Raw genomic sequence first — 24,426 nt, 5'->3', positions numbered from 1 at the left:
GCTGACCACTTTCTAGTGGTCAGAACCACATAGGCCCGGCCACAAAACACAAGAAACAGCGGGCTCCGTAGTAAGGGATTGATGTATGAAAGAAAAGAAAGGAGCCACAAACGAGGTTTGTGATTTATATAATATCCTCGGATAGCGGACGAAAGCAGCATCTTGCATTAATGATTTACGCTTGAGTCCGTTGAAGTGACCAAGAACAAAGTCAACAAGAAGTATTGGATCAAGAGGGTGATACGGAAACCGAGGTGATTGAAGCTGAAGAACGGTTCCGTATTGTTGACCTTCAAGTTTGTCGCCTCCTACCTGCCAATGGTATTGAGCATGTAGATCTGTTGAGGATTCTTCATGATCGTGACGATCAAAATGAAGCGCAAATTTGTATAATTCCGACTTGGAGTCCAATCCTTCGATTACAACTTGTGCACTACAAGCACGAATAGCATCAAAATCTTCACCGCCTTCTAGTTCTAGAAGCAATTCAATGTCCGCATCGGAAAAATCAACTCCGGTGGGTTTTGAGTGTTGCTCAGACCTGATTGCGATCCGTGCGGCAAATTCGATCCTTAAGCCGCCATTCGGAATTGTATAAACGTTAGTTCGCTCGCCACCCCGAAGAAGATCAGCACGACGCAAAAGTTCCTGAAGCTCGGCCAATGAGTGCTGAACTGTCACTGTCTATCCCTCTACCTTGGGACCGGGACGTGATAGCGCTGCTTGCAGGCGCCCACGGGCATCTTCCGTCAGACGAGGAGAGTTGCGGTTCCGTTTAGCTTGCTCAAAACACCATACAGGCTCATCGAGCCACGGGGCGGTTGGTGCGTTCAAAGGAAAAGCAAATTTTGGGTCAACGGGAAGACGCAATTCGGCATCATTTGATGCCGCCAACAACCAGGGATTCTCGCCCGGGGAGTAAGCACTTGGTCCGTACGGGGTCAGATCGCGAAACCCACGCTCGGCAAGCTTCGCCACGCGCTGCTCACTGGAGAGCTTGAACAGCGGGACCGGGCAAACTTCGGCCCATCGGCTCATTGCGAGGTCATTCCACCAGCGGGGAAATGCCTCGCTTCCGGCCCCCGAATATCGAGCCGGCGCAAAAAATTCACAAACATTCTGCCAACCCGGAGAACGAGGCGCATCGACGCCCAATCTGATCGACAGCAACTCTTCTCCTATCAGAATGCCGGGCGCATCAAGAAATTGTCGAAGCAGGAAGCCAACCGCCTCATGGGTCTTCCGGGTGAGTTCGGTTTCAAGCGCGCCTTTGAAACGCGAGTGCAAACGAGCGTATGTAGCTAAGTCGATCCCTAGCAGGCCCGACGCATGCACCGCGCTGCTATCTGCTCCTTCCACCGCCGCATAAATACCGGGCAACGCTGCTAACATCGCGCGCGCCTGACTCGCGAAATCACCAATAATCTCTTTGTCAAAACCCAAATCAAAAAGGTCGGCGGTGCTATTGTCGCCTGCCAAATAATCTTGAAATACCTGCGCTGCGCAAAGCCGAATTACAGGTCGCGGGCGCTGGCCTTTTTCAGCGCCGAGCGACTGCAGAAGTCGCAGATCTTGAGCGAGGCCTGCTCCAGTTCCAAGAAAGCGCTTGCCGGACGCATCGACTTGATCGCTCAAATTGATATCGAGGATGAAGCCGTCAATTTCACCATCAATATCTGCCTCAGGCGCGAGGAGTCTCTCCCGATTTGGCGGCATAAGGTCTACTTGCAGCTGGCCCGCTTTCTGAAGCAGACTCCGGTAGCGCTCTGCATCCCCCGCATCCCCAATGGCGTCATCTACAAATATGTATCTCGGGGCGGTCACACGTTTTCTCCAGCTGGTAGCTCAACGACCATGTTGGTGGAGTAGCCGAACTGCGTTGCGCCGATTACGACTGTGCCGCCCGCTCCTGTCACAATATCTCTGACAATCGCCAAGCCTAGCCCCGAGCCTATTGTGGTCTCGTCGTCCGACCCAAACGCTCCCCGCGCCGCTGTTGTCGTGACGAAGGGATCAAATAGGGTATTTCGAATCTCATCAGCGATACCATCACCATTGTCGAGGAATTCGATACGAGAGCCGCTGCCGTTAGGGCGCAATCCCAAGCGAATAGCTATGCGACCCGCCCGCCCCGCTCTTTTGATTGCTTTCACTGCGTTTGTCGTGAAATTCAAAAATATCGCGAATAATTCGCTGCGGTGCATAGCCGGGGAATTTATCTCGTTCCCATCATCTTCGATCTCAAGAACGACGCCGTTTCTCTCGAGAATCGTCCTCATAGCCGAATGAAAAGATGTCGCTACTTCATAGAGATCAAGCGGCTGGCGATCCCTCAGCGCGTTCTCCTCGGTCATCGACTTGAAAAGGCCGGTGAAATCACGGGCCTGATCAAGAAGGGTACGTATCGCTCTCGAAGCTTCATCACGTTCGTGCGCTGTGCGATCTGTCTCTAGAAGGACGGCCAAGCTCGCGCGCATGGCGCCGGACAAGGATGAGAACTCATGCGTAAACTGACCGATTGCCAGACCCATGCTAGCTAGGACGCGAAGTAAATCTATCTCTTTTAGTAGCGCATCGCTTTCTGATGCAAGCTTAACGACCAGTTCAGCTGATGTCTCCGCCCTCTTCAATGCAGTAGCAAGAGTAAGCGGAACGTTAGGTTGACCTTTTATTTCTGACTGAACATCTTGTATTGCTTGAGTCAGTTCGCGCGCTATTGTTGAATTCGATGGCTTATTCGCGTCGGTCTCATCCAATATCACGCGCGGCTTTTTACGATCTCGCTTTAGGTCGCGTCGATTTCGCTCAGCGTCGATCTCTCGCACGCCTGTCACTATGGCCGCGTGCATCGTAGCAACGAGCTCGTCTAGAGCTGGGCTCCCAATAAAGCCCTCGCGCGAAGACGTTTCTTCGAATAACCCCGAACTGTCTTCGATAGAGATCGAACCAAGGAAATTGCGATTCCGAACGGGTGCGAGGGTGCGACTACGCTGGGATGAAAGAAGGTCTAGACCCAGCCAGTCATCACCCTCTACGCCATAAGGCAAGACGCGGAACCCATTCCGGTAAACTCGCAATCCGCCGTTTCGAGATAGGTAATTTTGGACTGTCTTGAATACGGTAGCTGGAAAATATTCTTTCTGAAGCAGGTAATAATTCGCGACAAGTTTAACGCGACGAGCGTATTTTAGCTGAGCTGATTCGTTTTCACCAACCCGCAAGGGGCGGTTAGTATGCAGAATATCCAGACGGTGACATAGAAGGCTCCACGTCACCTTTCCTGATTCGTCGATTTCTGCTTCTATGGTGGCATACGCTTGATTGGAGACCTGCGTTCTGATGTCGAAGGTCTTATGTTCTTTTCCGTTTACGCTAAACGTCACTGTGAAATCTGCGCCGGTGTTGACGCCAGACTTTGTTTGATCTCCGAGGTCGATCAGTTCGGCGATGTGCTCAAAAGTGCGTTCAATTGTCGCTTGGGGCCAAGCGTCGCGCAGGCGCTCGATACGCAGCGTAGTGCCGTGCTTCCGAGGCTTTTCGATGGTCTCGATGGGTATTGAGACCGTCGAGAGATTTAGGCCGGGAGCAAATCGATCCCACTCGATTTTCATCCGCAGCGCTCGCTGCATGTCCTCCGTTGCAGTGGTCAGCACAAGTCTCGATCCGAGCCGCTCAACCGCGAAACGACCGACACCTTTACGCCCGGCACGGCGGCGGCGGCACTTGGGGGAGTAAGGATTCTCTAGCTTGTCCGTCGTCGCTAGGCGCATAAAGCCATCAACGAACGCCTGCTGAGTCATCCCAATTCCATCGTCCGCGATTTCGATATAGTCGCCTGCGCCCACTCCGCCTATTCGAACGGCGACTTTGGTTGCGTCAGCGTCGTATGCATTTTTGACTAGCTCTGACAGGGCCGTCTCATGACGGGCCATCAATTCCCGCCCAAGGCGGGCTAGCATGCCGGCATCCACCGAGAAGCGGGCACGCTCAGGATCGAACCTCGCCAAATCGGCGGCTAGCTCTGCAATTCGATCCGAGTCTGGCATTTTAGCGAGCAGTTCGCTCACTAATGCGCGGCGAAGCTCTTCAATATTGCTCACTCGATGCACATTCCGGCAGCCATCCCCGACACGCATTCCATTTAGGTGGCGTTTCTACACGACGTCAATCGAAGGAGACGCTGTCGGATCAGGGAGGTTGACTGCGGTCTATAAGGAGGAAGCGGGGCGCCTCGTATCCAAGCAATTTCACTTCCCGGCGAGGCGAATTCAGTCAAGGTCGCTTAGGGGTTAGGCAGGCTCCCGATGCAGGATATCCGTCCAAATCGGCCCAGCACCAACCATGGCAATTGTTAGGGTAAATGTTGGGGTAGCCATCATTCCCAAATAAAATACCGATTATAAATCAATATCTTATGAGAACTTAATGGCGTCCCGGAAGGGATTCGAACCCCTGACCTACGGTTTAGGAAACCGTTGCTCTATCCTGCTGAGCTACCGGGACGCACGGAACTTCGTGTAGCATAATCGCGATGCGGGTGAAGTCCCTTCTTGCAACTGTCATGATCGCGACCCTGCCCGGCGTGCCGGCCGCGGCAGCGTCGAACTGCACGGCGGCACCGCCGGTGGCAACCGCGGCTGTTCGGCTCGCCGATCTCAACCCTGCCGGCGACCCGGTCCTGAGCGATGGCAGGACGCTGCGCCTGGTCGGGCTGGCGCCGCGCCAGAACGGCGAGGAGGCCGCCCGCTTTCGTGCCGGCCTGGAACCCTTCCGCGATCGCTCGCTCGATCTCGCCATCCTCGGTGAGCCGGACCGCTGGGGGCGCTGGCCATCGAAGCTCTTCGTCCCCGCGGATAGCCCGGGCGGCGAGCCGCAGGAGTTGGTCCTCATCCTCCAGCGCAATGGCGCGGCCCTCCCGCTGCCCGAGCCACTGGCGCCGCCCTGCCGCGCCGCCCCCGTTCAGGCAACGTTAAGTTCCACCCCCTCACCCTCCCGGCCAGTGGCCACCGACGGCCATGATCTCGCCGCTGTAAAGGCGCAGGAAGGACGCTACGTCATGCTGGAAGGCCGGATCGCCTCGGTCGGCGAACGCTCCCAGCGGACCTATCTGAACTTCTCTCGCCGCCCTGGGGAGGCTGCTTCGATCGTCGTCTCGCGGGTCCTGTGGCGGGAATTGAAGGGCGCCGGCTGGACCGCAGCCAGCCTCAGCGGTAAACGCGTGCGCGCCTATGGCGTCCTCTCGGGACGCGACGGCCTCCTGCTGGAGGCGACATCCCGTGCGGCGCTGGAATTGATCGACTGAGGATATGCTGAAGCTCTGGCGGACATCGCTCTCGCGGCATTCGAAGCGGCTGGCGGCCATCGTGCTGCCCGGCCTGCTGCTCGTCGGCTGCCTGGGCGACCAGAGCCCGCTCATGCCGGCGGGCACGAGCTCGAGCGACGAGATCGCCCCGCGCATCAACACCATCCAGCGCGCTTCGGATCAGGAGCATCAGCGCCTGCTCTCCGCCTTCGGCGGCGAATATCGCGCGCCCAAGGCCCGCGCGGCGCTGGACGAGGTCGTCCAGAGGCTCGCGAAGGCCGGCGAGGGCCAGATCGGCCACTATGAGATCACCATCCTGAACTCGCCGGTGGTCAATGCCTTCGCCCTGCCCAATGGCCGGCTCTACGTCACCCGCGGCCTGCTCGTGCTCGCCAACGACACCTCAGAGATCGCGTCGGTGCTGGCGCATGAGATCGCCCATGTCACCGCCCAGCACGCCGTCGAGCGCGCCGAGAAGGAGGCGGAATCGGCGCTGGTGAGCCAGGTCGTCTCACAGGTCCTCAAGGACCCTTCCCAGGGTGCTGCCGTGAAGGCCGGCTCGAAGCTCTCGCTCGCCCGGTTCTCGCGCCAGCAGGAGCTCACCGCCGACCAGATCAGCGTGCGCAACATCGCGCGGGCCGGCTACGATCCCTATGGCGCCAGCCGCTTCCTGGCGACGCTCGGCCGCAACACCGCCTTCCGCAACAGCGGCCAGAACCAGAGCGCCGACGACAAGCGGCTCGACATCCTCTCCAGCCACCCGCAGACGCCCGAGCGCATCGCCGCCGTGACCAATGCGGCGCGCCAGATCGGCGCCCCCGGCATCGGCGAGCACGATGCCAATCGCTGGCTCAACGCGATCGAGGGCCTGGCCTATGGCGACGACCCGCGCGACGGCGTGGTGCGCGGCCGGCGCTACCTCAACAGCACCCTGCGCATCGGCTTCACCGCGCCCGAGGGCTTCAGCCTGGAAGCGGCGCAGGACATGGTGATCGGCGTCAGCGCCAGCGGCTCCCAGGCGCTGCGCTTCGACTCGGTGACGTTGAAGAGCGGCCAGACGCTGGAATCCTACGTCGCCGCCGGCTGGATCGAGGGGGTCGTGACGACCGGCATCGAGAAGATCGAGATCGCCGGGCAGCCGGCCGTGATCGCCCATGGCAAGGGCACGGACTGGATGTTCCGCCTCGCCGCCGTGCAGGTCGGCGAGCGCGTCTACCGCTTCATCCTCGCCGCACGCGGCGCGAGCGACCCCGAGCGGGCGATGCGCGCCATCGCCGACAGTTTCCGCGTCCTGACCCCGGCCGAGGCCCAGGCCGTCCGGCCGATGGTCGTTCGGCTGGTCGCGGCCGAGCCCGGCGACAATGTGGCGAGCATGGCCGAGCGCATGCCGGAACAGGACCGTCCCGGCGAGCTCTTCCAGCTCCTGAACGGGCTCGACCGCAACACCGCGCTGACGCCGGGCCAACGTTACAAGATCGTCGCCGAGTAACTTTCCTTCACGAGGCTGAGAGCCATCGCGCTATTGGCCAATCTGCCGCTATGATCGGCCGCCACCGCCCAAAGGGAGACAGGAATGGCGCTCGATCGCAGGATCGTCGACCTCTACGACGAATACACCCACAAGCCGCTCGACCGACGCATCTTCATGAACCGGTTGCTGGCCATCGCCGGCTCCGCCGCCGCTGCGGAAGCGGCGCTCGCCTTGCTCGAGCCGAACTACGCGCGGGCACAGCAGATCGCGCCGGGCGATGCCCGGATCACGACGTCGCGCCTCGACACCATTGTCGATGGCGTCGCCATCAAAGGCTATCTCGCCACACCGAAGGCCGAGGCAAAGCGCGGCGGGGTGCTCATCATCCATGAGAACCGTGGGCTCAACCCGCACACCGAGGACATCACCCGGCGCATGGCGTTGGAAGGCTTCACCGCGCTCGGCCTCGATTTCCTCACCCCGCTCGGAGGCACGCCGAGCGACGCGGACGCCGCCCGCGCGCTCTTTCCGCAACTATCCACCGACGCCGTCGTCAGACAGGGCCGCGCCGCCCTGAAGTACCTCGCCACCCGCCCGGACGCCAACGGCAAGGTCGGGGCCGTCGGCTTCTGCTGGGGCGGTGGCGCGGTCAACGACCTCGCCGTCTCCGCGCCGGAGCTTGCCGCCGGCGTCGTCTTCTACGGACGCTCGCCCGATCTCGCCAAAGTACCGCTGATCAAGTCCCGCCTCCTGATCCAGCAGGCCGGACGCGATACGCGCCTCGTCCAGATGCTGCCCGACTACGAGAAGGCGCTGAAAGCCGCCGGCATTCACTACGATGCGGTCGTCTATCCGGATGTCGACCACGCCTTCATGAACGACACCAGCGCCGAGCGCTACAACGCGGCGACGGCCAAGCAGGCTTGGGCCCGGACCATCGCTTTCCTCAAGGCGGGAACGGGCACAACCTGAGCCCGCGGGCGAGAGGGCAACAAAAAACCCGGCGGTCGCCCGCCGGGTTTCGCATCCTGGAAGGAAAGACGCCGCTCAGGCAGCCTCTTCCTGCAGGTCTTCGTTGTCGTTCTCGAGCTCCCCGTCGGCGGCGTCGGCCTCGGCCTTGCTGGCGCGGCGCGGCGACTTGGCGAGCTGCCCTTCGATCTTCTTGAGCGCCTCGGTCTCGGTGACGTCGTCGACCACCGCGATCTCACGGGTCATGCGGTCGAGAGCGGCCTCATAAAGCTGGCGCTCGGAGTAGGACTGCTCGGGCTGCGCCTCGGAGCGGTAGAGATCGCGCACGACCTCGGCAATGGCGACGAGATCGCCCGAATTGATCTTGGCTTCGTATTCCTGCGCGCGGCGCGACCACATGGTGCGCTTGATGCGGGCGCGGCCGGTGAGCGTGGTCAGCGCCTTGGCGACGGATTCGGCGTCGGCGAGCTTGCGCAGGCCGACGCTGGCGGCCTTCGCGGTGGGGACTCGCAACGTCATCTTGTCCTTGGCGAAGCTGACCACGAACAGTTCGAGTTTGAAGCCTGCGACTTCCTGTTCCTCGATCGCCGTGATCTGGCCGACGCCATGGGACGGATAGACGACGTACTCGCCCGTCTTGAAACCCTGGCGCACAACAGCTTTCTTCGCAGTGGACATGCCGTTACGACTCCTGACCGGCCCGCTCAACGCGAGCACGAGATGATCTGTCTCCGTCCGGCTGGCCGGAGACTTTCCGCCTGACGCGACGCTGGAAAGGCACCGCTTCACGCTCCCTTAGTCGATCGTTTCATTTCACCCTGGATAAGAACGACAATTAAAATCCGGCACGGAGGCCGGTCATCATGTCGTCCGATCTTTTGGGGGCACCCCATTTGTGGGAATCTCGCAGGGGCATGCGGAACCAATTCGACTAGGGCTAGCTTGTAGCACAAAAAACACGCCGAATCAAAGGTAAACGCCGAGAGGCGTTCTCCCGTGAGGGCATGGCAAAGCCGTGGTTAACGCAGCGCGGGGGGCGCGAGAGGGTCTAAATCAGTCGCCTTCGCCTGGTTCCGCGGAGAACATCTCGAGCTTTCCAGGCACGCCGTCGAACTCCTTTGCGTCCGCCGGCGCCTCCTTCTTCTGGGTGATGTTGGGCCAGCTCGACGCGTATTTCCCATTGAGCTGCAGCCAGCTTTCGAGGCCGGGCTCGGTGTCGGGCTTGATCGCCTCGGCCGGGCATTCCGGCTCGCAGACGCCGCAGTCGATGCACTCGTCCGGATGGATGACGAGCATGTTCTCGCCTTCATAGAAGCAGTCGACCGGGCAGACCTCGACGCAATCCATGTACTTGCACTTGATGCAGTTCTCGGTGACCACATAGGTCATGGGTCGGCCCTTCCAACGCTTCTAAACAACCCCATAAACCCTTGCCCGACGCAGGTTTCAAGGCTGTTTTGGTGATCTTCGGCAGAACGTTTTTTCATTTCGAAGGCGCCGCGGAGACGATTTCCATCCCCAGCCCGATTTCGGCGCCCGCCGATGGCAGGGCGCGGATTTAGTCCTCGCCGTCCGCCTCCGCAAGCGGCGCATCGCCGCTGCCGCCGTCGAGCCGCTCATAGAGCTGCCGCGCGGTCTCGAAAGGGCCGCGCCGCTCGGCGAAGCCCAGAACCCTCACGACCATGGTGGCGTGCGGCAGCGCGAGTGTCAGCACCGCCCCGACCCGAATGCCCTGCGCCGGATTCTCGGCACGCCGCCCCTCGATTCGGACATGACCGTCCTCCACCAGACGCACAGCGGAAGGCCGCGTCCGCGCGAAGCGCGCGAACCAGAGCCATTTGTCGAGGCGTTGGCGATGCTCCTGCAAGCGGTCAGCGCCTCCCCGATCCCGTCAGTTCTTGCTGCCTTCGAGCTGTGCCTTAAGTGCGGCCAGCTTCGCGAAGGGCGAATCCGGGTCCGGCTCGCGATTGGCGGGACGCGGACGCGGCGGCTGCTGGAAGCGCTCATTGCCGCGCTCCTCGCGCCGCGGACCGCCAGGGCGGCCTTCACGCTTGAAGTCCGGCCGCGGGCCACGACCGCCCTCGGGACGCCCCTGCCGCGGCGGCTGGTCATCGCGACGCGGACGCTGATCCTCGCGGCGGGGACGCTCCTGGCGCTGAGCCTGCGCCCCCTCGCCCTCGGCGCGTGCGGCAGCCGGCCGCTGCTGGCCGGGGCGCTGATCCCGACGCTGACCTTCCGGGCGGCCTTCGCGCTGCGGCCGTTCGCCGCGGTGCTGGTCGCCGTCGCGGCGCCCGCGCTGGGCATGCTCAGGCCGGCGCCCGCCCTGATGGCGATGCGGCCGCCAGACCTCGACGAGTTCGGGCTCGGCAGGAGCGGCTTCGGCCACGGAAACTTCGGCCGCGGGAGCATCGATCGCGGGAACCTCGGCAGTCGCCGCCTCGACGGCTTCGACCGCCGCCGGGAGGACCGCGAGCGCATCGGCCGGGACCGGCTCGTGCACCTGCTCCAGCTCGGTCTCGGTCAGGACCGGCGTATCGGCCGTCTCGACAGCCGGCGCTTCGACGGCGGGGGCCTCGCCCTCCGCCAGCGCATCCTCGTTCAGCGCCGCGGCAGGCTCGCTCGTGCCTTCAGCCTCTGCGGGAACCTCCGCAGTCTCGCCCGCGGCGGATGTGGTTTCGGAGGCAGCTTCAGCAGCGGCAACGGGCTGTGCCGGCTCGGTCGCGGCCGGCGGCGGCGCCAGCGGCACGGTGATCGCCGGACCCGGGCGCTTCACCGAGACATAGCCGAGCGAGCGCAGGATCGAGGCGAAATCCTCGCCCGCGCAGCCGACGAGCGAGGTCATCGCGCCAGTGGCGACGAAGCCGTCCTGATCGGCAGCGCCGGCGGGCGGGGTGCCCTGCGTGACGCCCGGACGATAGGCGATCGCCGGGCGAATGAGATCGGCGAGGCGTTCCAGAATGTCGACGCGCACGGCCCGCTCGCCGCAGACGCGGTAGCCCGCCGCGCGATACAGCCCCTTCGGCACGGCCTTGTCGACCGGGAAGGAGGTCCGGCCCGACGCGGCCAGATGGGCGATGTCGTCGAGCCCGGCCGTCTCCGGCCCGCCATGCTTCAGCGCCCAGAGCTGGGCGGCAAGCGCACGCGGCGCCGGCTTCAGCAGCGCCGGCATGTAGATGTGGAAGGCACCGAACCGAATGCCGAGCTGGCGCAGCGCGGCACGGCCCTCCTGATCCAGCGCCTTCATCTCCTCGCCGACCTTGGAGCGCTCGAGCACGCCGAGCGACTCGGCCGTCTGATAGGCGATGCCGCGCGCAATGCCGGTGACGCTCTCGGCCGCCTCGAGAATCTGGATCGCGCCGAGCAGGCGGGTGATGTGATTCTTCAGCCAGAGACTGAGCCGGCCTTCGACCTGCTCACGCGCAGGACCGGACAGATGCTCCTCAACCAGCAGGCGCAGGCGCGGCTCCAGCACCTTCTCGCCGGCAACCAGGCGCGCCACCGGCTCGCCGGTCCAGCGCACCAGCCCGTCATGCGACAGCACGAAGGCATCGTCGCCTGCCAGCACGACGCGCGCCGCTCGCGATTCGATCTCGGCGCCGAGCGCCTTCATCGCCGCCAGGTTCAGAGCCTTGACCTCGGCCCCACCCGCTTTCGGGTCCGCTGTGAAGCGGAAGCCCTGCAGCATTCCCACGTGCTGGCCCTCAACGAGCACGTCGCCCGTCGCGGTGACCTCAGCCTCCAACATCGCATTCTCCCGCAAGCGGCGCATCAGCACGCTGGTGCGCCGATCGACAAATCGGCTAGCGAGACGCTCGTGCAGAGCGTCCGACAGCTTGTCCTCTACAAGACGAGCCATCCCCTGCCAATGCTCTGGATCAGGCAACCAGTCAGGACGATTGGCAACATAGGTCCAAGTCCTCACCTGCGCGATCCTGGCGGAGAGCGTATCGATCTCGCCATCGGTGCGGTCGAGCGAGGCGAGTTGCACCGCATACCAGTCGGCATCGAGCCGGCCATGGCGCATCAGCCTGAGATACAGCGTCGTCGCGAGATCGGCGTGCTGCATCGGCGATATCTTGCGATAATCGGGGAGGCCGCAGACCTCCCAGAGCCGCTCGACCGCAGCACGCCCATGCGCCAGCGACGCGACATCCGGGTCCCTCGCCAGCACCTCCAGCGTCGTCATGTCCTCGGCGATCAGCGCCCTGGTCAGGCCGGGTTCCGAGGGCTGGATGTTGAGCGTGCCGGTGAGGCCGGCGATCGAGCGCAGGTCCAGGTCGGAATTGCGCCACTGCATCTGGCGCACCGGCTCGAAGCGATGATTCTCGATCGCCTCGACCAGTTCCGCGTCGAAGGGCGGGCAGCGCCCGCTGGTGCCGAAGGTGCCGTCGCGCAGATGCCGCCCGGCGCGACCGGCGATCTGGCCGAATTCGGCCGGATTGAGCTTGCGGTAGTGATGCCCGTCGAACTTTCTGTCCGCCGCGAAGGCGATGTGATTGACGTCGAGGTTGAGCCCCATACCGATCGCGTCGGTGGCGACGAGATAATCGACGTCGCCGGACTGGTAGATCTCGACCTGCGCGTTGCGGGTGCGTGGGCTGAGCGCGCCGAGCACGACGGCCGCCCCGCCCTTCTGCCGGCGAATCAGCTCGGCGATGGCGTAGACCTCCTCGACCGAGAAGGCGACGATGGCCGAGCGCGGCGGCAGCCGGGTGATCTTGCGGTCGCCGGCGAAGGTCAGGCTGGACAGGCGCGGGCGCGAGACGACGTTGACGCCGGGGATGAGCTGCTCGATCAGCGGGCGCACCGTGCCCGCGCCGATCAGCATGGTCTCGGCCCGGCCGCGGCGGTTGAGCAGCCGATCGGTGAAGACATGACCGCGGTCGAGGTCGGAAGCGAGCTGGACTTCGTCGATCGCGACAAAATCGACCGCGAGGTCGCGCGGCATCGCCTCGACCGTGCAGACCCAGAAGCGCGGCCGCTCCGGCTTGATCTTCTCCTCACCGGTGACGAGGGCGACAGCCTCGGGGCCGACCTTGTCGACCACGCGCTGGTAGACCTCGCGCGCCAGCAATCGCAGCGGCAGGCCGATCATTCCCGTCGGGTGAGCGACCATGCGCTCGATGGCGAGATGGGTCTTGCCGGTATTGGTGGGGCCGAGCACCGCCGTCACACCATGGGCGCGGGCGGCGGGCGGCAGCGAACGAAACGGAAGCAAGGCGACGGAGCCGATCATCTCGCCCGCCCATGCGGGCGGGAGCGTGGACAGGAATCAGGAACGAGCCTGGCGAGAACGACTCTGGAACGAAGCGAGGCCGAATCGCGGACTCCGGCAGAATCGGGATTTGTTCCCCTTTCGGGGCTGTCCTCCCTTCGGCATGGGCCATCCCGGCATAGCGCGCCCTCCTGCAGAACCGTCGTGGCGGCGGCGCGAAAGGCCGCTCGGCACGATTCCTATTTAAGTCCTTCCGCCCCTGAAACGAGGGGCAATCGACATTTTCGCCCGCTGCCCCGCTTCAATGGCGCGCGTGGCTACACTGCCCATGATCGGCCAGCGCCTCGATGATCGCGCAGTCGCTGGCGGCGACGCCCCCCGAACAGGTGGTCGCGATCCGCTCCAGCTCCTTCTCCAGCGAACGCAATTTCGCGATCTTGTCCCGCACCTCTTCAAGGTGCGAAACCGAGATCGCATGCGCCTCGTCGCAGGCGATGCCGGGCGTATCGGAGAGTCTGAGCAGCGTGCGGATATTGTCGACGGCGAAGCCGAGATCCCGCGCATGCTTGATGAAGGCGAGCCGTTCGGCATGGCGCCGGCCGTAGCGGCGCTGATTGCCCTCGGACCGCTCCGGCGGCGGCAGGAGTCCGACCTGCTCGTAATAGCGGATCGTCTCGACCTTGACCCCGGTGCGTTCCGCCAACGTGCCGATCGGCATCACGCGTTCGAGCCTGTCCGTCACGGCCATGGCGTCACCTCTAAAGCTGTAGTCTCTACAGCTTTAGATAAGTCGCGGCGTGCCCGTGGCAAGAGCATTTCGCGCGAAACGAACCGCACCGTCATTCCCGGGTGGAGCGAAGCGCAGGACCCGAGAATCGCGGACAGGACAAAGCTCCGCAGCCCCCGCGTCAGGACTACGCCACACCCATCGCCAGCAGGTCGTGGACGTGGACCAGCCCGACCGGCCGCTCCTGCTCATCGACCACGATCAGCGCGGTGATCCGCATGCGGTTGACCAGTTCCAGCGCCTCGACGGCGAGCGTATCGAGCCCGATGCGCCGCGGGTTGGCGGTCATGATATCGCGTGCGCGCAGCGAGCCGCCGCCCATCGCCGCCTTGCGGCGCAGATCGCCATCGGTAACGACGCCGGCGAGCTTGCCGTCCAGATCCATCACGACGGCGCAGCCGAAGCTCTTCGCCGAGATCATCGCGATGACGTCCGGCAGCAGCGTGTCGAGCCCGATCAGCGGCAGATCGGCGCCGCGATGCATGATGCTCTCGACGGTCTTGAGCTGGGCGCCGAGCTTGCCGCCGGGGTGATAGACGAAAAAGTCCTGCCGCGAGAAGCCGCGCGCTTCCAGCAGCGCCACCGCCAGCGCGTCGCCGAGCGCGATCTGCATCGTTGTCGAGGTGGTGGGAGCGAGCCCGTTCGGGCAGGCTTCCGTCGCCTTGGGCAGGACCAGCGCGACGTCCGCTTCCTTGCCGAGCGTGCTCTCGGGGTTCGACGTGAAGGCGATCAGGCCGACCCGGAACCGCCGGGTGTAACCGACGAGCGCGGCGAGCTCCGCCGTCTCGCCCGACCATGACAGCGCAATCACCACGTCCTCGGGCTGCACCATGCCGAGGTCGCCATGGCTCGCCTCGGCCGGATGGACGAAATGGGCGGGCGTGCCGGTGGAGGCCAGGGTCGCGGCGAGCTTGCGCCCGACATGGCCGGACTTGCCCATGCCCGAGACGATCACGCGCCCGGTCGCAGCCCGGATCATCGCGACGGCATCGGCAAAGGGCTGGCCGAGCCCGTTGGCGAGCGCGTCATGGAGCGTGTCGAGCCCCGCGCGCTCGGTGGCGACGGTGCGAAGGGCGGAGGCGCGGATATCGGCGATCATGGCCGGCGCTGTAGCACGGGGAGGCCCGCGATTGCCACCGCCGAGGCTAAGCAGACATTCCTTGGCAAGCCACCGAATGGTCTGCTTGGGCCTTTTGTCTTGTCGCAGATTCCTGTCGGAAAATCGTGAGACAGTTTTCCGGAAGCTGCCTGGCCAGGCCGCTTCGTTGACGGGTCCTTAACCCTGTTCGTTCTAACTCCGTTAACCATGCGCGCCCCTCCAGGGCGCGTGAGCTGTTGCCTGGAGCCTGGCGAACCCCGTGTCCGGTCGCACGACGATCCTGCTTCTGTCCGGCACCGCCCTGGCCGGACTCGCGTTCGGCTGGACGACGGCCGTGGCGCAGCGGGCAACCGCGCTCAGGACGGGCACGCCGGCCTATATCGCGCAGCAGCCGGCCCAGCCGGAGACGCCGCCCGCACCGACCTCCGCCGACCCCGATGCCCTGCGCGATCCGGCCGCCCCGGCCCGGAACCAGGGCTCGGCCGTCTCGGCGCGCCAGCCTTCCCGCGCCAGCCAGCCTGTCCAGGCGCCGGCCCTGCGCGGCGTTACGCAGCGCCAATTCCGCCCTCCCCCGCCCGTGGTGGCGACGCTGCCGCAGCCGGCCCCGCCTCTCCCGCCTCCGCCACCCCGGCGCCGCACCGCCGCGGAGGAGGACCCCTATGCCGCGCTGGGGGTGCGTATCGGCTCGGTGACGCTACGGCCGGGCTTCACCAACTCGATCGGCTACGACACCAACCCGCAGCGCATTGCCCCGCCCGGCGTGAAGGGCTCGCCCTTCGCCCGTTACGAGGGCGATCTCGACATCCAGTCCGACTGGAACGTGCATCAGCTCAGCGGCCGGCTGCGCGGCGGCTATTTCCAGTATTTCAGGGATAGCCAGGCCTCGCGCCCCGATGCCGAAGGCAATCTCGACCTGCGCCTGGATGCCACGCGCGACACCCGCATCCTGCTGGAATCGCGTCTGCGGCTCGATACGCAGCGCCCCGGCTCGCCCGATCTCACCTCCGCCGTCGAGGGCCGGCCGCTGGTCTGGCAATATGGCGGCTCGGCCGGCGTCAGCCATGACTTCAACCGGTTGCAGCTGACCCTGCGCGGCTCGGTCGATCGCAGCGACTATGAGAACGCGCAGCTCACCAACGGCGCCATCCTCTCGCAGCAGGACCGCAACCAGACGCAATACGGCCTGCGCCTGCGTGCCGCTTATGAGGTCACGCCGGGCTTCAGGCCGTTCATCCAGGGCGACATCGACCAGCGCGAATTCGACGACAAGGTCGATTCGAGCGGCTATATGCGCTCGTCGAACGGCCTGAGCGGCCGCATCGGCTCGACCTTCGAGATCAGCCGCCAGCTCACGGGCGAGATCTCAGGCGGCTATCAGAACCGCAGCTACGAGGACCCCCGCCTGAAGAACCTGCGCGGCTTCGTCGGCGACGCGGCGGTGCTGTGGTCGCCGACGCCGCTCACGACGGTGACGCTGCGCGGCTCGGCCACGCTCGGCGATACCACCGTCGCCGGCTCCTCGGGCACGACGGTGCGCACGGTGGCGCTCGAAATCGCACACGCACTGCGCCGCAACCTCACGGTCACCGGCTTCACCGGCTTCACCCGCACCGACTATGAGGGGCAGAACCTGCGCGAGGACCAGATGAATGTCGGCGCGCGGATCGAATACAGGCTGACACGCACCTTCGCGATCCGCGCCAGCTTCACCCATGAGCGTCTGAACTCGACGTCGCCGGGCAATGATTACACCGCGAACGTCTCGATGGTCGGACTCAGGGTGCAGTTCTGAACCGCGCCGTCATGCTCGGGCCGGGCCCGAGCATCTCATGACCGGCCGTTCCTGCGGGAAATTCCCTGGTCTGCGCTTCGCTTCGCCCGGGAATGACGTTCCGCCTCACTCCATGCCTTCAAGCTCGATGATCATGCCCTCGATCATCCTGAGGCCGATCTGCCAGAAGCCGGGGTCCTTGGCATCAAGGCCAAAGGGCGCGAGCAGTTCGCCATAGGGCTTGCTGCCGCCGGCCGAGAGCAGCGCGAAGTAGCGCTCCTGGAAGCCTTCCGCGGCGTTCTGGTAGACGCCGTAGAGCGAGTTCACCAGGCAGTCCCCGAAGGCGTAGGCGTAGACGTAGAAAGGCGAATGAATGAAGTGCGGGATGTAGCACCAATACGGCTCGTAGCCCGCCGTCAGCCGGATCGCCGGGCCGAGGCTCTCCGCCTGCACGCTCATCCAGATCTCGCACAGCGTTTCCGGCGTCAGCTCGCCCTCGCGGCGGGCCTGATGGACCTTGCGCTCGAAGGAGTAGAAGGCGATCTGGCGCACAACCGTGTTGATCATGTCCTCGACCTTTGCGGCCAGCATCGCCTTGCGCTGCTTGCGATCGGTGGTCGAATCGAGCAGCCGGCGGAACGTCAGCATCTCGCCGAAGACGCTCGCCGTCTCGGCCAGCGTCAGCGGCGTCGGCGCCATCAGCGCCCCGTTCGGCGCCGCCAGCACCTGATGCACGCCGTGGCCCAGCTCATGCGCCAGCGTCATCACGTCGCGCGGCTTGCCCTGGTAGTTGAGCAGCACATAGGGGTGCGCCGACGGCACGGTGGGATGCGCGAAGGCGCCGGGCGCCTTGCCGGGCCGCGGCGGGGCGTCGATCCAGCGCTCGTCGAAGAAGCGCTGCGCGATCGCCGCCATCCTCGGCGAGAAAGCGCCATAGGCCGAGAGCACCGTGTCGCGCGCCTCACTCCAGGGAATGCTGCGCTGCTCGACCTGCGGCAGAGGCGCATTGCGGTCCCAGAAATCCAGCGCGTCACGGCCGAACCATTTGGCCTTGAGGCGATAGTAGCGATGCGACAGGCGCGGATAGGCCTCCCGCACCGCCGCGACCAGCGCATCGACTACCTCGCGCTCGACCCGGTTGGCGAGATGGCGGGAATCCGCGACATCCTCGAACTTGCGCCAGCGGTCGGAGATTTCCTTGTCCTTGGCGAGGGTGTTGGTGATCAGCGCGAAGGTACGCAGCTCCTTGCGGAACACTGTGCTCAGCGCCTCGGCCGCCTTGCGGCGCACCTCACCATCGCTGTCCTGCAGCTTGTTCAGCGTCAGTTCGAGAGTCAGCTCCTCGCCGTCGACGGTGAAGCGCAGCGAGGCGATCGTCTCGTCGAAGAGCCGGTTCCAGGCGGCCGCGCCCGTCATCGACTTCTCGTGGAACAGCGCCTCGATCTGGTCGTCGAGCTGGTGCGGCTTGTCCCTGGCGAGATCGTCGATCCAGGGCTTCCAATGCGCAAGAGGAGCTTCGCCCGCGACCTTGGCCATGAGCTCGGGCGCGATGCGGTTGAGCTCGAGCTCGAAGAACAGCAACTCGGTGATCGCCGCGTTCACCTTGTCCTGCGTATCGCCATAGAACTTGGCGCGCTGCGGGTCGGTGGTGTCGCCGGAATAGACGAGGCCGGCATAGGCGCCGATCCGCCCGAGCAGATCGCTCAGCCCCTCATAGCGCTGGACCGCCTCGGCGAGCGTCTCGCTGCCGTCCGGCTGGGCGGCGAGGTCGGCCAGCTTGCCGCGATAGCTTTCGGCAAGGGCCTGCGCTTCGGCGAGCGCCCGTTCGAGATCGCTCTTGAGCTCGGGCGAACCGACACCCGGATAGAGGTGGCTGAGATCCCATTCCGGGAGTTCGCCGAGCGTGCTCGCCGGCTTGGCCGCCCCCGCCTTGGCGCCGGAGCGCCGGATCGTCTGCCAGATCGTCTGTTGGAAGCTCATTCGCTCGACACCTCGCCGCACTGACTTGCGCTCCCTCCATAGGCCGGGCTCCGCCCGCGGATCAACGCCGGTGCGCGCCGGGGTTTAAATCCCGCTTAACCCTTCTGGCCGACGATGACCCAGAACGGAACAAGTGATTCCGTCGGCACAAAGCATTTCTTTCATATTGCAGCGTCTTTCGAGGTGTCATGACCGCCACCGTCCTCGTCGTCGACGACGATCCCGTCCAACGCCGCCTGCTCGACGCGATGCTGAAGCGCTTCGGCTACGAGGTGATCGTGGCCGAGGACGGCAAGGCAGCGGTCGCCCTCTTCGGCGGGCCGGACGGCGAACGGGTCGATGCCATCGTGCTGGACTTGCAGATGCCGGGCCTCGACGGCCTGGGCGTGCTGGCCAATCTGCGCGAGCGCGGCATCGAGACCCCCGTCATCGTCCAGACCGCAAATGGATCGATCGAGACCGTCGTCTCGGCGATGCGTGCCGGCGCGACCGATTTCGTGGTGAAGCCGGTAGGTGCCGAGCGCCTGCAGGTCTCGCTCAAGAACGCGCTCAAGCTCGGCGCTCTCGAGCATGAGCTGCGCCACATCAAGCACCGCGCCTTGAACACGCTGGGCTTCCGCGATCTTGCGACCAAGAGCCCCGACATGGGGCGCGTCGTCCGCCTCGCCGAGCGCGCGGCGAAGTCCAACATCCCGGTCCTGATCGAAGGCGAATCCGGCGTCGGCAAGGAAGTTCTGGCCCGCGCCATCCAGGGCTCCAGCGACCGCCGGGGCAAGCCCTTCGTCACGGTCAATTGCGGCGCGATCCCGCATAATCTCGTCGAGTCGATCCTGTTCGGCCATGAGAAGGGCGCCTTCACCGGCGCGACCGAGCGCCATCTCGGCAAGTTCGTCGAAGCCAATGGCGGCACGCTGTTCCTCGACGAGGTCGGCGAATTGCCGCTCGACGCCCAGGTCAAGCTGCTGCGCGCCATCCAGGAGGGCGAGGTCGATCCGGTCGGCGGCAAGAAATCGGTGCGCGTCGACATCAGGCTGGTTTCCGCGACCAACAAGAGCCTGCTGGATCAGGTGAAGCGCGGCGAGTTCCGCGAGGATCTCTATTACCGCCTCAACGTCTTTCCGATCACGCTGCCGCCGCTGCGCCAGCGCCGCGAGGACATTGCCGATCTGGCCCGCGGCTTCCTTGCCCGCTTCGCCGCCGAAGAGGGGCGCAAGCTCAGCGGCATCACCCGGGAGGCCCTCGCGCTGATCAGCAGCTACGACTGGCCGGGCAATGTCCGCCAGCTCGAGAACGCGGTGTTCCGGGCCGTTGTCCTCGCCGATGGCGACGAACTCGACGTCAGCGAATTCCCGCAGATCGCCGCGCAGATGGAAGGCTACGACGTCAGCATTCCGCCGGCGCCGGCCCCGTTCGCCCGCAGCGAGGCGCTGGGCGAGCCGCCGCCGCGCATCATCCAGATGCCGGTGCGCGACCCCAACGCCCTCGATCTCATCTCAGGCTCCGACATGCGCAAGCTCGACGATCTCGAGCGCGAGATCATCACCTTCGCGCTGGCGCATTACCGCGGGCACATGTCCGAGGTTTCGCGCAAGCTCGGCATCGGCCGCTCGACGCTCTATCGCAAGCTCAAGGAATACGGGCTGATCGACAACGAGACCGGCCCCGATGAAACCGACGCGGCCTGAGCCGCACAAGAGCACGCGTCGACCGGATTGCGGAGCAATCTGGTCGGGTTACGCGTTCTCGTGAGAAAGTCGGAGGCGGATTCACCGATGAGGTCGGCTCGACCTGATCGGAGCCGGCTCCAGCCGAATGCAGCGGCGTGTTGCGCCGCCGCATCTTGTCTCAACCAACCGAGTCACGCAGGAATGGCGCGACTTCGGCAGCTATCGGGAAAGCGACCATGCGTCCTCGCCATTGGGCGAAACTGACCTCGGCATCCGCCTTGGCCATCATGATGGGATGCCTCCCGCTCCGTGCCGAAACGCCGATCCAGATCGACGCCACGCTCGGCGTTCCGCTGCCCGAGCAGCCGGAGCTGAAGCTGCTCGATTCGGAGCAACCCGCCTCCCCGCCTGCCCCGCTCGCTCATTCCGGCGCGGCTTCCGAGCCGGATATCGTCACCGGCACGGTTTCGGCCGGCAGCCGCCTGCGCGACCCGGCCAAGCTCGACGCCACCGCCCCGGCGGAGGCCGAGGAGGAGCCGGTCACGCTTGACATCCCGGCGATCGAGATGCCCGCAACCGACCCCGCGCTGGTGCCGGCCTCCAAGGCCGTCGAGCCGGCGCCGCCAGCGCCGCAGACCGGACCGCTGCAGAGCGTCGAGACGCTGGTGCCGCCGCCCGAGATGCCCAAGGTCGTCGTCACCGTGCCGCCCGGCCTGGAGTTCGCGGCGGCCGTGGCCGAGCACCTTCAGGATGCGGTTGCGCTGCATCGGCTGTCCGAGCGCGAGCGCAACGAGATCATCGCAGCCTACCAGGCGAACGAGAACAAGCCGTTCTGGATCGACGGAAAGGGCTGGAACGAGGCGGGCAAGCGCATCGTCGCGCAGCTCGGCCGTGCGGCCGAGGATGGCCTGCGCCCCAGCGACTATCCGCTCCCCGCCTTCGAGGCGAGCGACAAGGCCAAGCTCGCCGAGGCCGATATCCGCCTCTCGGCGCTGGCCGTGCTCTATGCCCGCGATGCGCGCGGCGGCCGCATCGACCCGCGCCGCCTCTCGAAGCTGATCACGCCGACCCTCTACCTGCCCTCGGCCACCGAGGTGCTCTCCGAGCTCGCCGGCGCGACCGATGCCGGCGCCGTGCTCGCCGCCTACAACCCGCCGCATGAGGGCTACCAGCGCCTCAAGGCCAAGCTGGTGGAGATGCGCGAGCATCTCGACGACACGCCGCTGGTGCGCATCCCCGCCGGCCCTCCGCTCAAGCTCGGCATGCGCGACGAGCGCGTCCCGCTGGTGCGCGCGCGTCTCGGCCTCGGCCCGAGCGAGGATCAAGTCTTCGACCGCTCGACCTCGCTGGCGCTGGCCGACTTCCAGAAGAAGGCCGGACTGCCGGCCAACGGCATCCTGAGCGAACGCACGCTGGCGGCGCTGGGCAAGCCGGCCACGGCACGCGGCGAGGAGGACATCGTCGCCCAGATGGAGCGCTGGCGCTGGCTGCCGCCCGATCTCGGCACCGACCACATCATGGTCAACGTGCCGGAGATGCGCGTGCGCGTCATCCGCTCCGGCAAGTTGGTGCACGAGGCCCGCACCATCATCGGCAAGCCGGAATCGGCGACGCCCATCTTCTCGCACAAGATGGACCACGTCATCGTCAACCCGTCCTGGTACGTGCCGCCCTCGATCCTGAAGAAGGAGTTCCTGCCGGGGCTGGCAGCCGATCCCGACTATGCCGCCAAGCGCGGCTACGTCGTCACCCGCACCAAGGGCGGCGGCATCTCGGTGCGCCAGCCGCCGGGCGAGCGCAATGCGCTCGGCTGGATCAAGTTCATGTTCCCGAACGAGCATGCAGTCTATCTGCACGACACGCCGAACCGCCGGCTCTTCGCCGGCGAGCGGCGGGCGCTCAGCCATGGCTGCGTGCGCGTCGAGAACCCGTTTGCACTGGCGGATCAGGTCCTCGGGCCGGAATGGACGCATGAGCGGCTGAAGCGCCTGATCGGCTCGGGAGAACGGCGAATCAACCTGCCGCAGCCGCTGGCGATCCACCTCGTCTACAATACGATCGTGGTCGGCGCCGATGGTCACATCACCCGCTTCGACGACGTCTACGGCTTCCACCGCATGGTCCGGCAGGCGCTCGAACAACGTGGCTAAATTGCGCCCGCCGCAAGGCGGGCACCTTTTTGCCACGATCCGTCTTTAGCCACCTCGTCCCAGTACTTTCTGGCGCAGTGATTGCCGGCTCGCTAACGAGCCGTTAACGCTTCTCCGCAACTGTTCGTTCACGTTCATCGTACCGCTTCGGCGGGGGCACCGAGACGGGTCAGACAGATTGGGCAGGATCAACGCCAAGCTTGCAGGATGGTTGCCGTCCGGCCTGGGGTCAGCCATGCGGCGCGTCCTGACTCTCGGCATGGCCTGCACAGCCTCTATCCTGGCCGTTCGCAGCACGCAGGACGCCGTCGCCAACGGCGATACCCGCACGATCACCATCCGGCACATGCACACCAAGGAGGAGACGACCGTCACCTTCAAGCGTGACGGCCGTTATGATTCCTCGGCGCTGGAGAAGCTGAACTGGGCGCTGCGCGACTGGCGCAGCGACGAGCCGATTCGCATGGATCCGCGCCTGTTCGACGTCGTCTGGGAGACGCAGCGCCAGCTCGGCTCCGACCAGCCCTTCCACGTCGTCTCCGCCTATCGCTCGCCCAACACCAACGCCATGCTGCGCCGACGGTCACGCGCGGTCGCCAAGCACAGCCAGCATATGCTCGGCAAGGCGATGGACTTCTACCTGCCAGACGTCCCAACGGCCCGCATCCGCGAGATCGGCATGCGGCTCCAGCGCGGCGGCGTCGGCTTCTATCCCAACGCCCACACGCCCTTCGTCCATCTAGATGTCGGCTCGGTCCGCTCCTGGCCGCGCATGACGCGCGACCAGCTCGTGCGGCTGTTCCCGGACGAGAAGACCGTCCATATCCCGGCCGACGGCCAGCCCCTTGCCGGCTACGATCTCGCCAGGGCCGAAATCCTGTCAGGGGGTGGGTCCGTCGGCGGCTATGCGGTCGCCGATGCCGACGAGGGCGCGGTCGCGGCCTCCGGCGGCAAGAGCCTGTGGGCCTCGCTCTTCGGCGGCGATGACGAGGAGGCCGATGCCCGGCCGGCCCGTGGCCGCCGCGCTGCGCCGCGCCAGCAGCCGGCCGCCATCGCCTATGCCAGCCCCGGCTATGCCGACAGCAACTCCGGCGATGGCGGCCGTTTCGCCGTCGCCATGGCGCCGGAGCCGACGACGCGGGCGCTCACGCGCGAACGCTCCGAGCGACTCGCTCCGCAGACAGCCGCAGCGCCGCCTCCTGCGCCGGCCACCCCAGCCACGGCTCCGGAGCCAACCGCCCTGCCCACGCCGCCGCAGCAGCGCGCGCCTGAGAGCAGGCCGCAGCTCATGGATGCGCCGCTGCCTCTGGCCCGGCCACGCGGCCTCTCCACGCCGGGAGACGATCCGGTCCAGGTCGCGGCCCTGCCCGCGACCGGCGGCGCACTCGCCTTCGCGCCGCAATCGGGCGCCGCCGCCGACCCGCGTCTCATCCTCGCATCGCTGCCGCCACGGCGGCCTGACGAGATGGTCGCGGCAACCACCCTTGCCCTTGCCGCCAGCCCGGCCGGCAGCCCGACCAACGCACCGTTGCCGCCGATCCGCCCGACGGCGCTCGCCGACGCCGCCCTGCGCGGCAGCGCCACGGATCAGGCGCCCGCCGCGGCAGCGGAAGGCCGCCTCGTCACGGCCGCGCTGCCTCCTGTCCGGCCGCGCGAAGGAGGCGTCACCTTCGTTCCGGCCAGCCAGCGCTCGGTCCCCGTCGCAGCCGAGCCTGAAGAACCTGAGGACATGGATCGCTCCGGCCTGAAATCGCTGTTCGCGACGGTCGCGCGCACCAGCGTATCGCCGGGCAGGCCGGTCAATGTCGCGACTGCGCGCGCCAGAACCGCAGGCCCCTCGGCCGCCCCGATCGCAGGCCCGAGCCCGGCCGCCGCGCTCGGCTTCAGCCATGCCGATTCCGGCGCGCCCAAGCCGGGTGCCTTCAGCGGCCCGGCTGTGCGCCCGCTGCCGACGAGCTTCGTGCAGAACTGAGTGGTCGGGCGCCCGTCATGCTCGGGCTTGCTCCGAGCATCTC

17 protein-coding genes and 1 tRNA gene are annotated in these 24,426 nt (G+C 65.5%); 7 read left to right on the top strand and 11 right to left on the bottom strand.

Annotated features, from left to right (window positions below):
• Nucleotides 1-12 precede the first annotated feature (12 nt).
• From AC1DNE_RS28070 to AC1DNE_RS28055, 4 genes are all read right to left on the bottom strand, one after another.
• A complete protein-coding gene (locus AC1DNE_RS28070) occupies nt 13-681 on the bottom strand; it encodes a hypothetical protein (RefSeq protein WP_476841322.1) in 669 nt (222 codons plus the stop codon).
• Nucleotides 682-684: 3 nt separating this feature from the next.
• Nucleotides 685-1,824, bottom strand: coding sequence for a hypothetical protein (locus tag AC1DNE_RS28065; RefSeq protein ID WP_476841321.1), 1,140 nt, complete (start codon nt 1,822-1,824; stop codon nt 685-687).
• Nucleotides 1,821-4,100: an ATP-binding protein gene (locus AC1DNE_RS28060; protein ID WP_476841320.1), complete on the bottom strand. Its 2,280-nt coding sequence runs from the start codon at nt 4,098-4,100 to the stop codon at nt 1,821-1,823. Before AC1DNE_RS28060 ends, AC1DNE_RS28065 begins: the two co-directional genes overlap by 4 nt.
• A 326-nt stretch (nt 4,101-4,426) precedes the next feature.
• Nucleotides 4,427-4,503 (bottom strand) — tRNA-Arg (locus AC1DNE_RS28055).
• Between the two features lie 58 nt (nt 4,504-4,561).
• Between AC1DNE_RS28055 and AC1DNE_RS28050 the strand changes: the two genes are divergently transcribed.
• From AC1DNE_RS28050 to AC1DNE_RS28040, 3 genes are all read left to right on the top strand, one after another.
• Nucleotides 4,562-5,302, top strand: coding sequence for a hypothetical protein (locus AC1DNE_RS28050; protein ID WP_476766895.1), 741 nt, complete (start codon nt 4,562-4,564; stop codon nt 5,300-5,302).
• Nucleotides 5,303-5,306: 4 nt separating this feature from the next.
• Entirely contained in the window at nt 5,307-6,791 is a 1,485-nt protein-coding gene (locus AC1DNE_RS28045; protein ID WP_441472289.1) for a M48 family metalloprotease, read from the top strand.
• 84 nt (nt 6,792-6,875) lie between these two features.
• On the top strand, nt 6,876-7,745 hold the full coding sequence (locus tag AC1DNE_RS28040) for a dienelactone hydrolase family protein (protein WP_441472288.1): 870 nt from the start codon (nt 6,876-6,878) through the stop codon (nt 7,743-7,745).
• 75 nt (nt 7,746-7,820) lie between these two features.
• Here AC1DNE_RS28040 and AC1DNE_RS28035 read toward each other — a convergent pair whose 3' ends face one another.
• The 6 genes from AC1DNE_RS28035 to AC1DNE_RS28010 all read right to left on the bottom strand — a co-directional run bounded on the left by AC1DNE_RS28035 (nt 7,821) and on the right by AC1DNE_RS28010 (nt 14,843).
• Entirely contained in the window at nt 7,821-8,420 is a 600-nt protein-coding gene (locus tag AC1DNE_RS28035) for a CarD family transcriptional regulator (RefSeq protein ID WP_476766893.1), read from the bottom strand.
• 375 nt (nt 8,421-8,795) lie between these two features.
• The gene (gene fdxA, locus AC1DNE_RS28030; RefSeq protein ID WP_441472286.1) at nt 8,796-9,131 is read right to left on the bottom strand and encodes a ferredoxin FdxA; all 336 of its coding nucleotides are present in this window, start codon (nt 9,129-9,131) and stop codon (nt 8,796-8,798) included.
• Nucleotides 9,132-9,300: 169 nt separating this feature from the next.
• Nucleotides 9,301-9,609 (bottom strand): RNA-binding S4 domain-containing protein, encoded by a 309-nt coding sequence (locus AC1DNE_RS28025; protein WP_441472285.1) that lies wholly within the window; start codon nt 9,607-9,609, stop codon nt 9,301-9,303.
• Between the two features lie 24 nt (nt 9,610-9,633).
• Nucleotides 9,634-12,978, bottom strand: a complete 3,345-nt coding sequence (locus AC1DNE_RS28020) for a helicase-related protein (protein ID WP_476841319.1) — start codon at nt 12,976-12,978, stop codon at nt 9,634-9,636.
• Nucleotides 12,979-13,258: 280 nt separating this feature from the next.
• On the bottom strand, nt 13,259-13,678 hold the full coding sequence (locus AC1DNE_RS28015; RefSeq protein WP_441472411.1) for a MerR family transcriptional regulator: 420 nt from the start codon (nt 13,676-13,678) through the stop codon (nt 13,259-13,261).
• Between the two features lie 193 nt (nt 13,679-13,871).
• The gene (locus AC1DNE_RS28010; protein WP_441472283.1) at nt 13,872-14,843 is read right to left on the bottom strand and encodes a KpsF/GutQ family sugar-phosphate isomerase; all 972 of its coding nucleotides are present in this window, start codon (nt 14,841-14,843) and stop codon (nt 13,872-13,874) included.
• Between the two features lie 259 nt (nt 14,844-15,102).
• On the opposite strand from AC1DNE_RS28010, the gene AC1DNE_RS28005 reads away from it, so the two are divergent.
• Complete coding sequence (locus AC1DNE_RS28005; protein ID WP_476766891.1) at nt 15,103-16,635, top strand: outer membrane beta-barrel protein; 1,533 nt, start codon at nt 15,103-15,105, stop codon at nt 16,633-16,635.
• A gap of 105 nt (nt 16,636-16,740) precedes the next feature.
• Here the strand turns inward: AC1DNE_RS28005 and AC1DNE_RS28000 are convergent, their stop codons facing one another.
• A complete protein-coding gene (locus AC1DNE_RS28000) occupies nt 16,741-18,594 on the bottom strand; it encodes a M3 family oligoendopeptidase (protein WP_476766890.1) in 1,854 nt (617 codons plus the stop codon).
• Nucleotides 18,595-18,782: 188 nt separating this feature from the next.
• On the opposite strand from AC1DNE_RS28000, the gene AC1DNE_RS27995 reads away from it, so the two are divergent.
• From AC1DNE_RS27995 to AC1DNE_RS27985, 3 genes are all read left to right on the top strand, one after another.
• Nucleotides 18,783-20,279: a sigma-54-dependent transcriptional regulator gene (locus AC1DNE_RS27995; RefSeq protein WP_441472280.1), complete on the top strand. Its 1,497-nt coding sequence runs from the start codon at nt 18,783-18,785 to the stop codon at nt 20,277-20,279.
• A gap of 218 nt (nt 20,280-20,497) precedes the next feature.
• Nucleotides 20,498-22,411: a L,D-transpeptidase family protein gene (locus AC1DNE_RS27990; RefSeq protein ID WP_476766889.1), complete on the top strand. Its 1,914-nt coding sequence runs from the start codon at nt 20,498-20,500 to the stop codon at nt 22,409-22,411.
• 235 nt (nt 22,412-22,646) lie between these two features.
• On the top strand, nt 22,647-24,383 hold the full coding sequence (locus AC1DNE_RS27985) for a peptidoglycan L,D-endopeptidase MepK (protein WP_476766888.1): 1,737 nt from the start codon (nt 22,647-22,649) through the stop codon (nt 24,381-24,383).
• Nucleotides 24,384-24,426 lie beyond the last annotated feature (43 nt).

This window comes from Allobosea sp. 05L423, assembly GCF_056397745.1.
The sequence above is the reverse complement of the archived record's forward strand: the minus strand, read 5'-3'. Positions and strand labels throughout refer to the sequence as shown.

What these genes read in the sequence shown, in the direction of transcription:
- AC1DNE_RS28050 (WP_476766895.1), top strand. Translation starts at nt 4,562, where the DNA reads ATGATCGCGACCCTGCCCGGCGTGCCGGCCGCGGCAGCGTCGAACTGC.
- AC1DNE_RS28045 (WP_441472289.1), top strand. Translation starts at nt 5,307, where the DNA reads ATGCTGAAGCTCTGGCGGACATCGCTCTCGCGGCATTCGAAGCGGCTG.
- AC1DNE_RS28040 (WP_441472288.1), top strand. Translation starts at nt 6,876, where the DNA reads ATGGCGCTCGATCGCAGGATCGTCGACCTCTACGACGAATACACCCAC.
- AC1DNE_RS28035 (WP_476766893.1), bottom strand. Translation starts at nt 8,420, where the DNA reads ATGTCCACTGCGAAGAAAGCTGTTGTGCGCCAGGGTTTCAAGACGGGC.
- fdxA (WP_441472286.1), bottom strand. Translation starts at nt 9,131, where the DNA reads ATGACCTATGTGGTCACCGAGAACTGCATCAAGTGCAAGTACATGGAT.
- AC1DNE_RS28020 (WP_476841319.1), bottom strand. Translation starts at nt 12,978, where the DNA reads ATGATCGGCTCCGTCGCCTTGCTTCCGTTTCGTTCGCTGCCGCCCGCC.
- AC1DNE_RS28010 (WP_441472283.1), bottom strand. Translation starts at nt 14,843, where the DNA reads ATGATCGCCGATATCCGCGCCTCCGCCCTTCGCACCGTCGCCACCGAG.
- AC1DNE_RS28000 (WP_476766890.1), bottom strand. Translation starts at nt 18,594, where the DNA reads ATGAGCTTCCAACAGACGATCTGGCAGACGATCCGGCGCTCCGGCGCC.
- AC1DNE_RS27995 (WP_441472280.1), top strand. Translation starts at nt 18,783, where the DNA reads ATGACCGCCACCGTCCTCGTCGTCGACGACGATCCCGTCCAACGCCGC.
- AC1DNE_RS27990 (WP_476766889.1), top strand. Translation starts at nt 20,498, where the DNA reads ATGCGTCCTCGCCATTGGGCGAAACTGACCTCGGCATCCGCCTTGGCC.
- AC1DNE_RS27985 (WP_476766888.1), top strand. Translation starts at nt 22,647, where the DNA reads ATGCGGCGCGTCCTGACTCTCGGCATGGCCTGCACAGCCTCTATCCTG.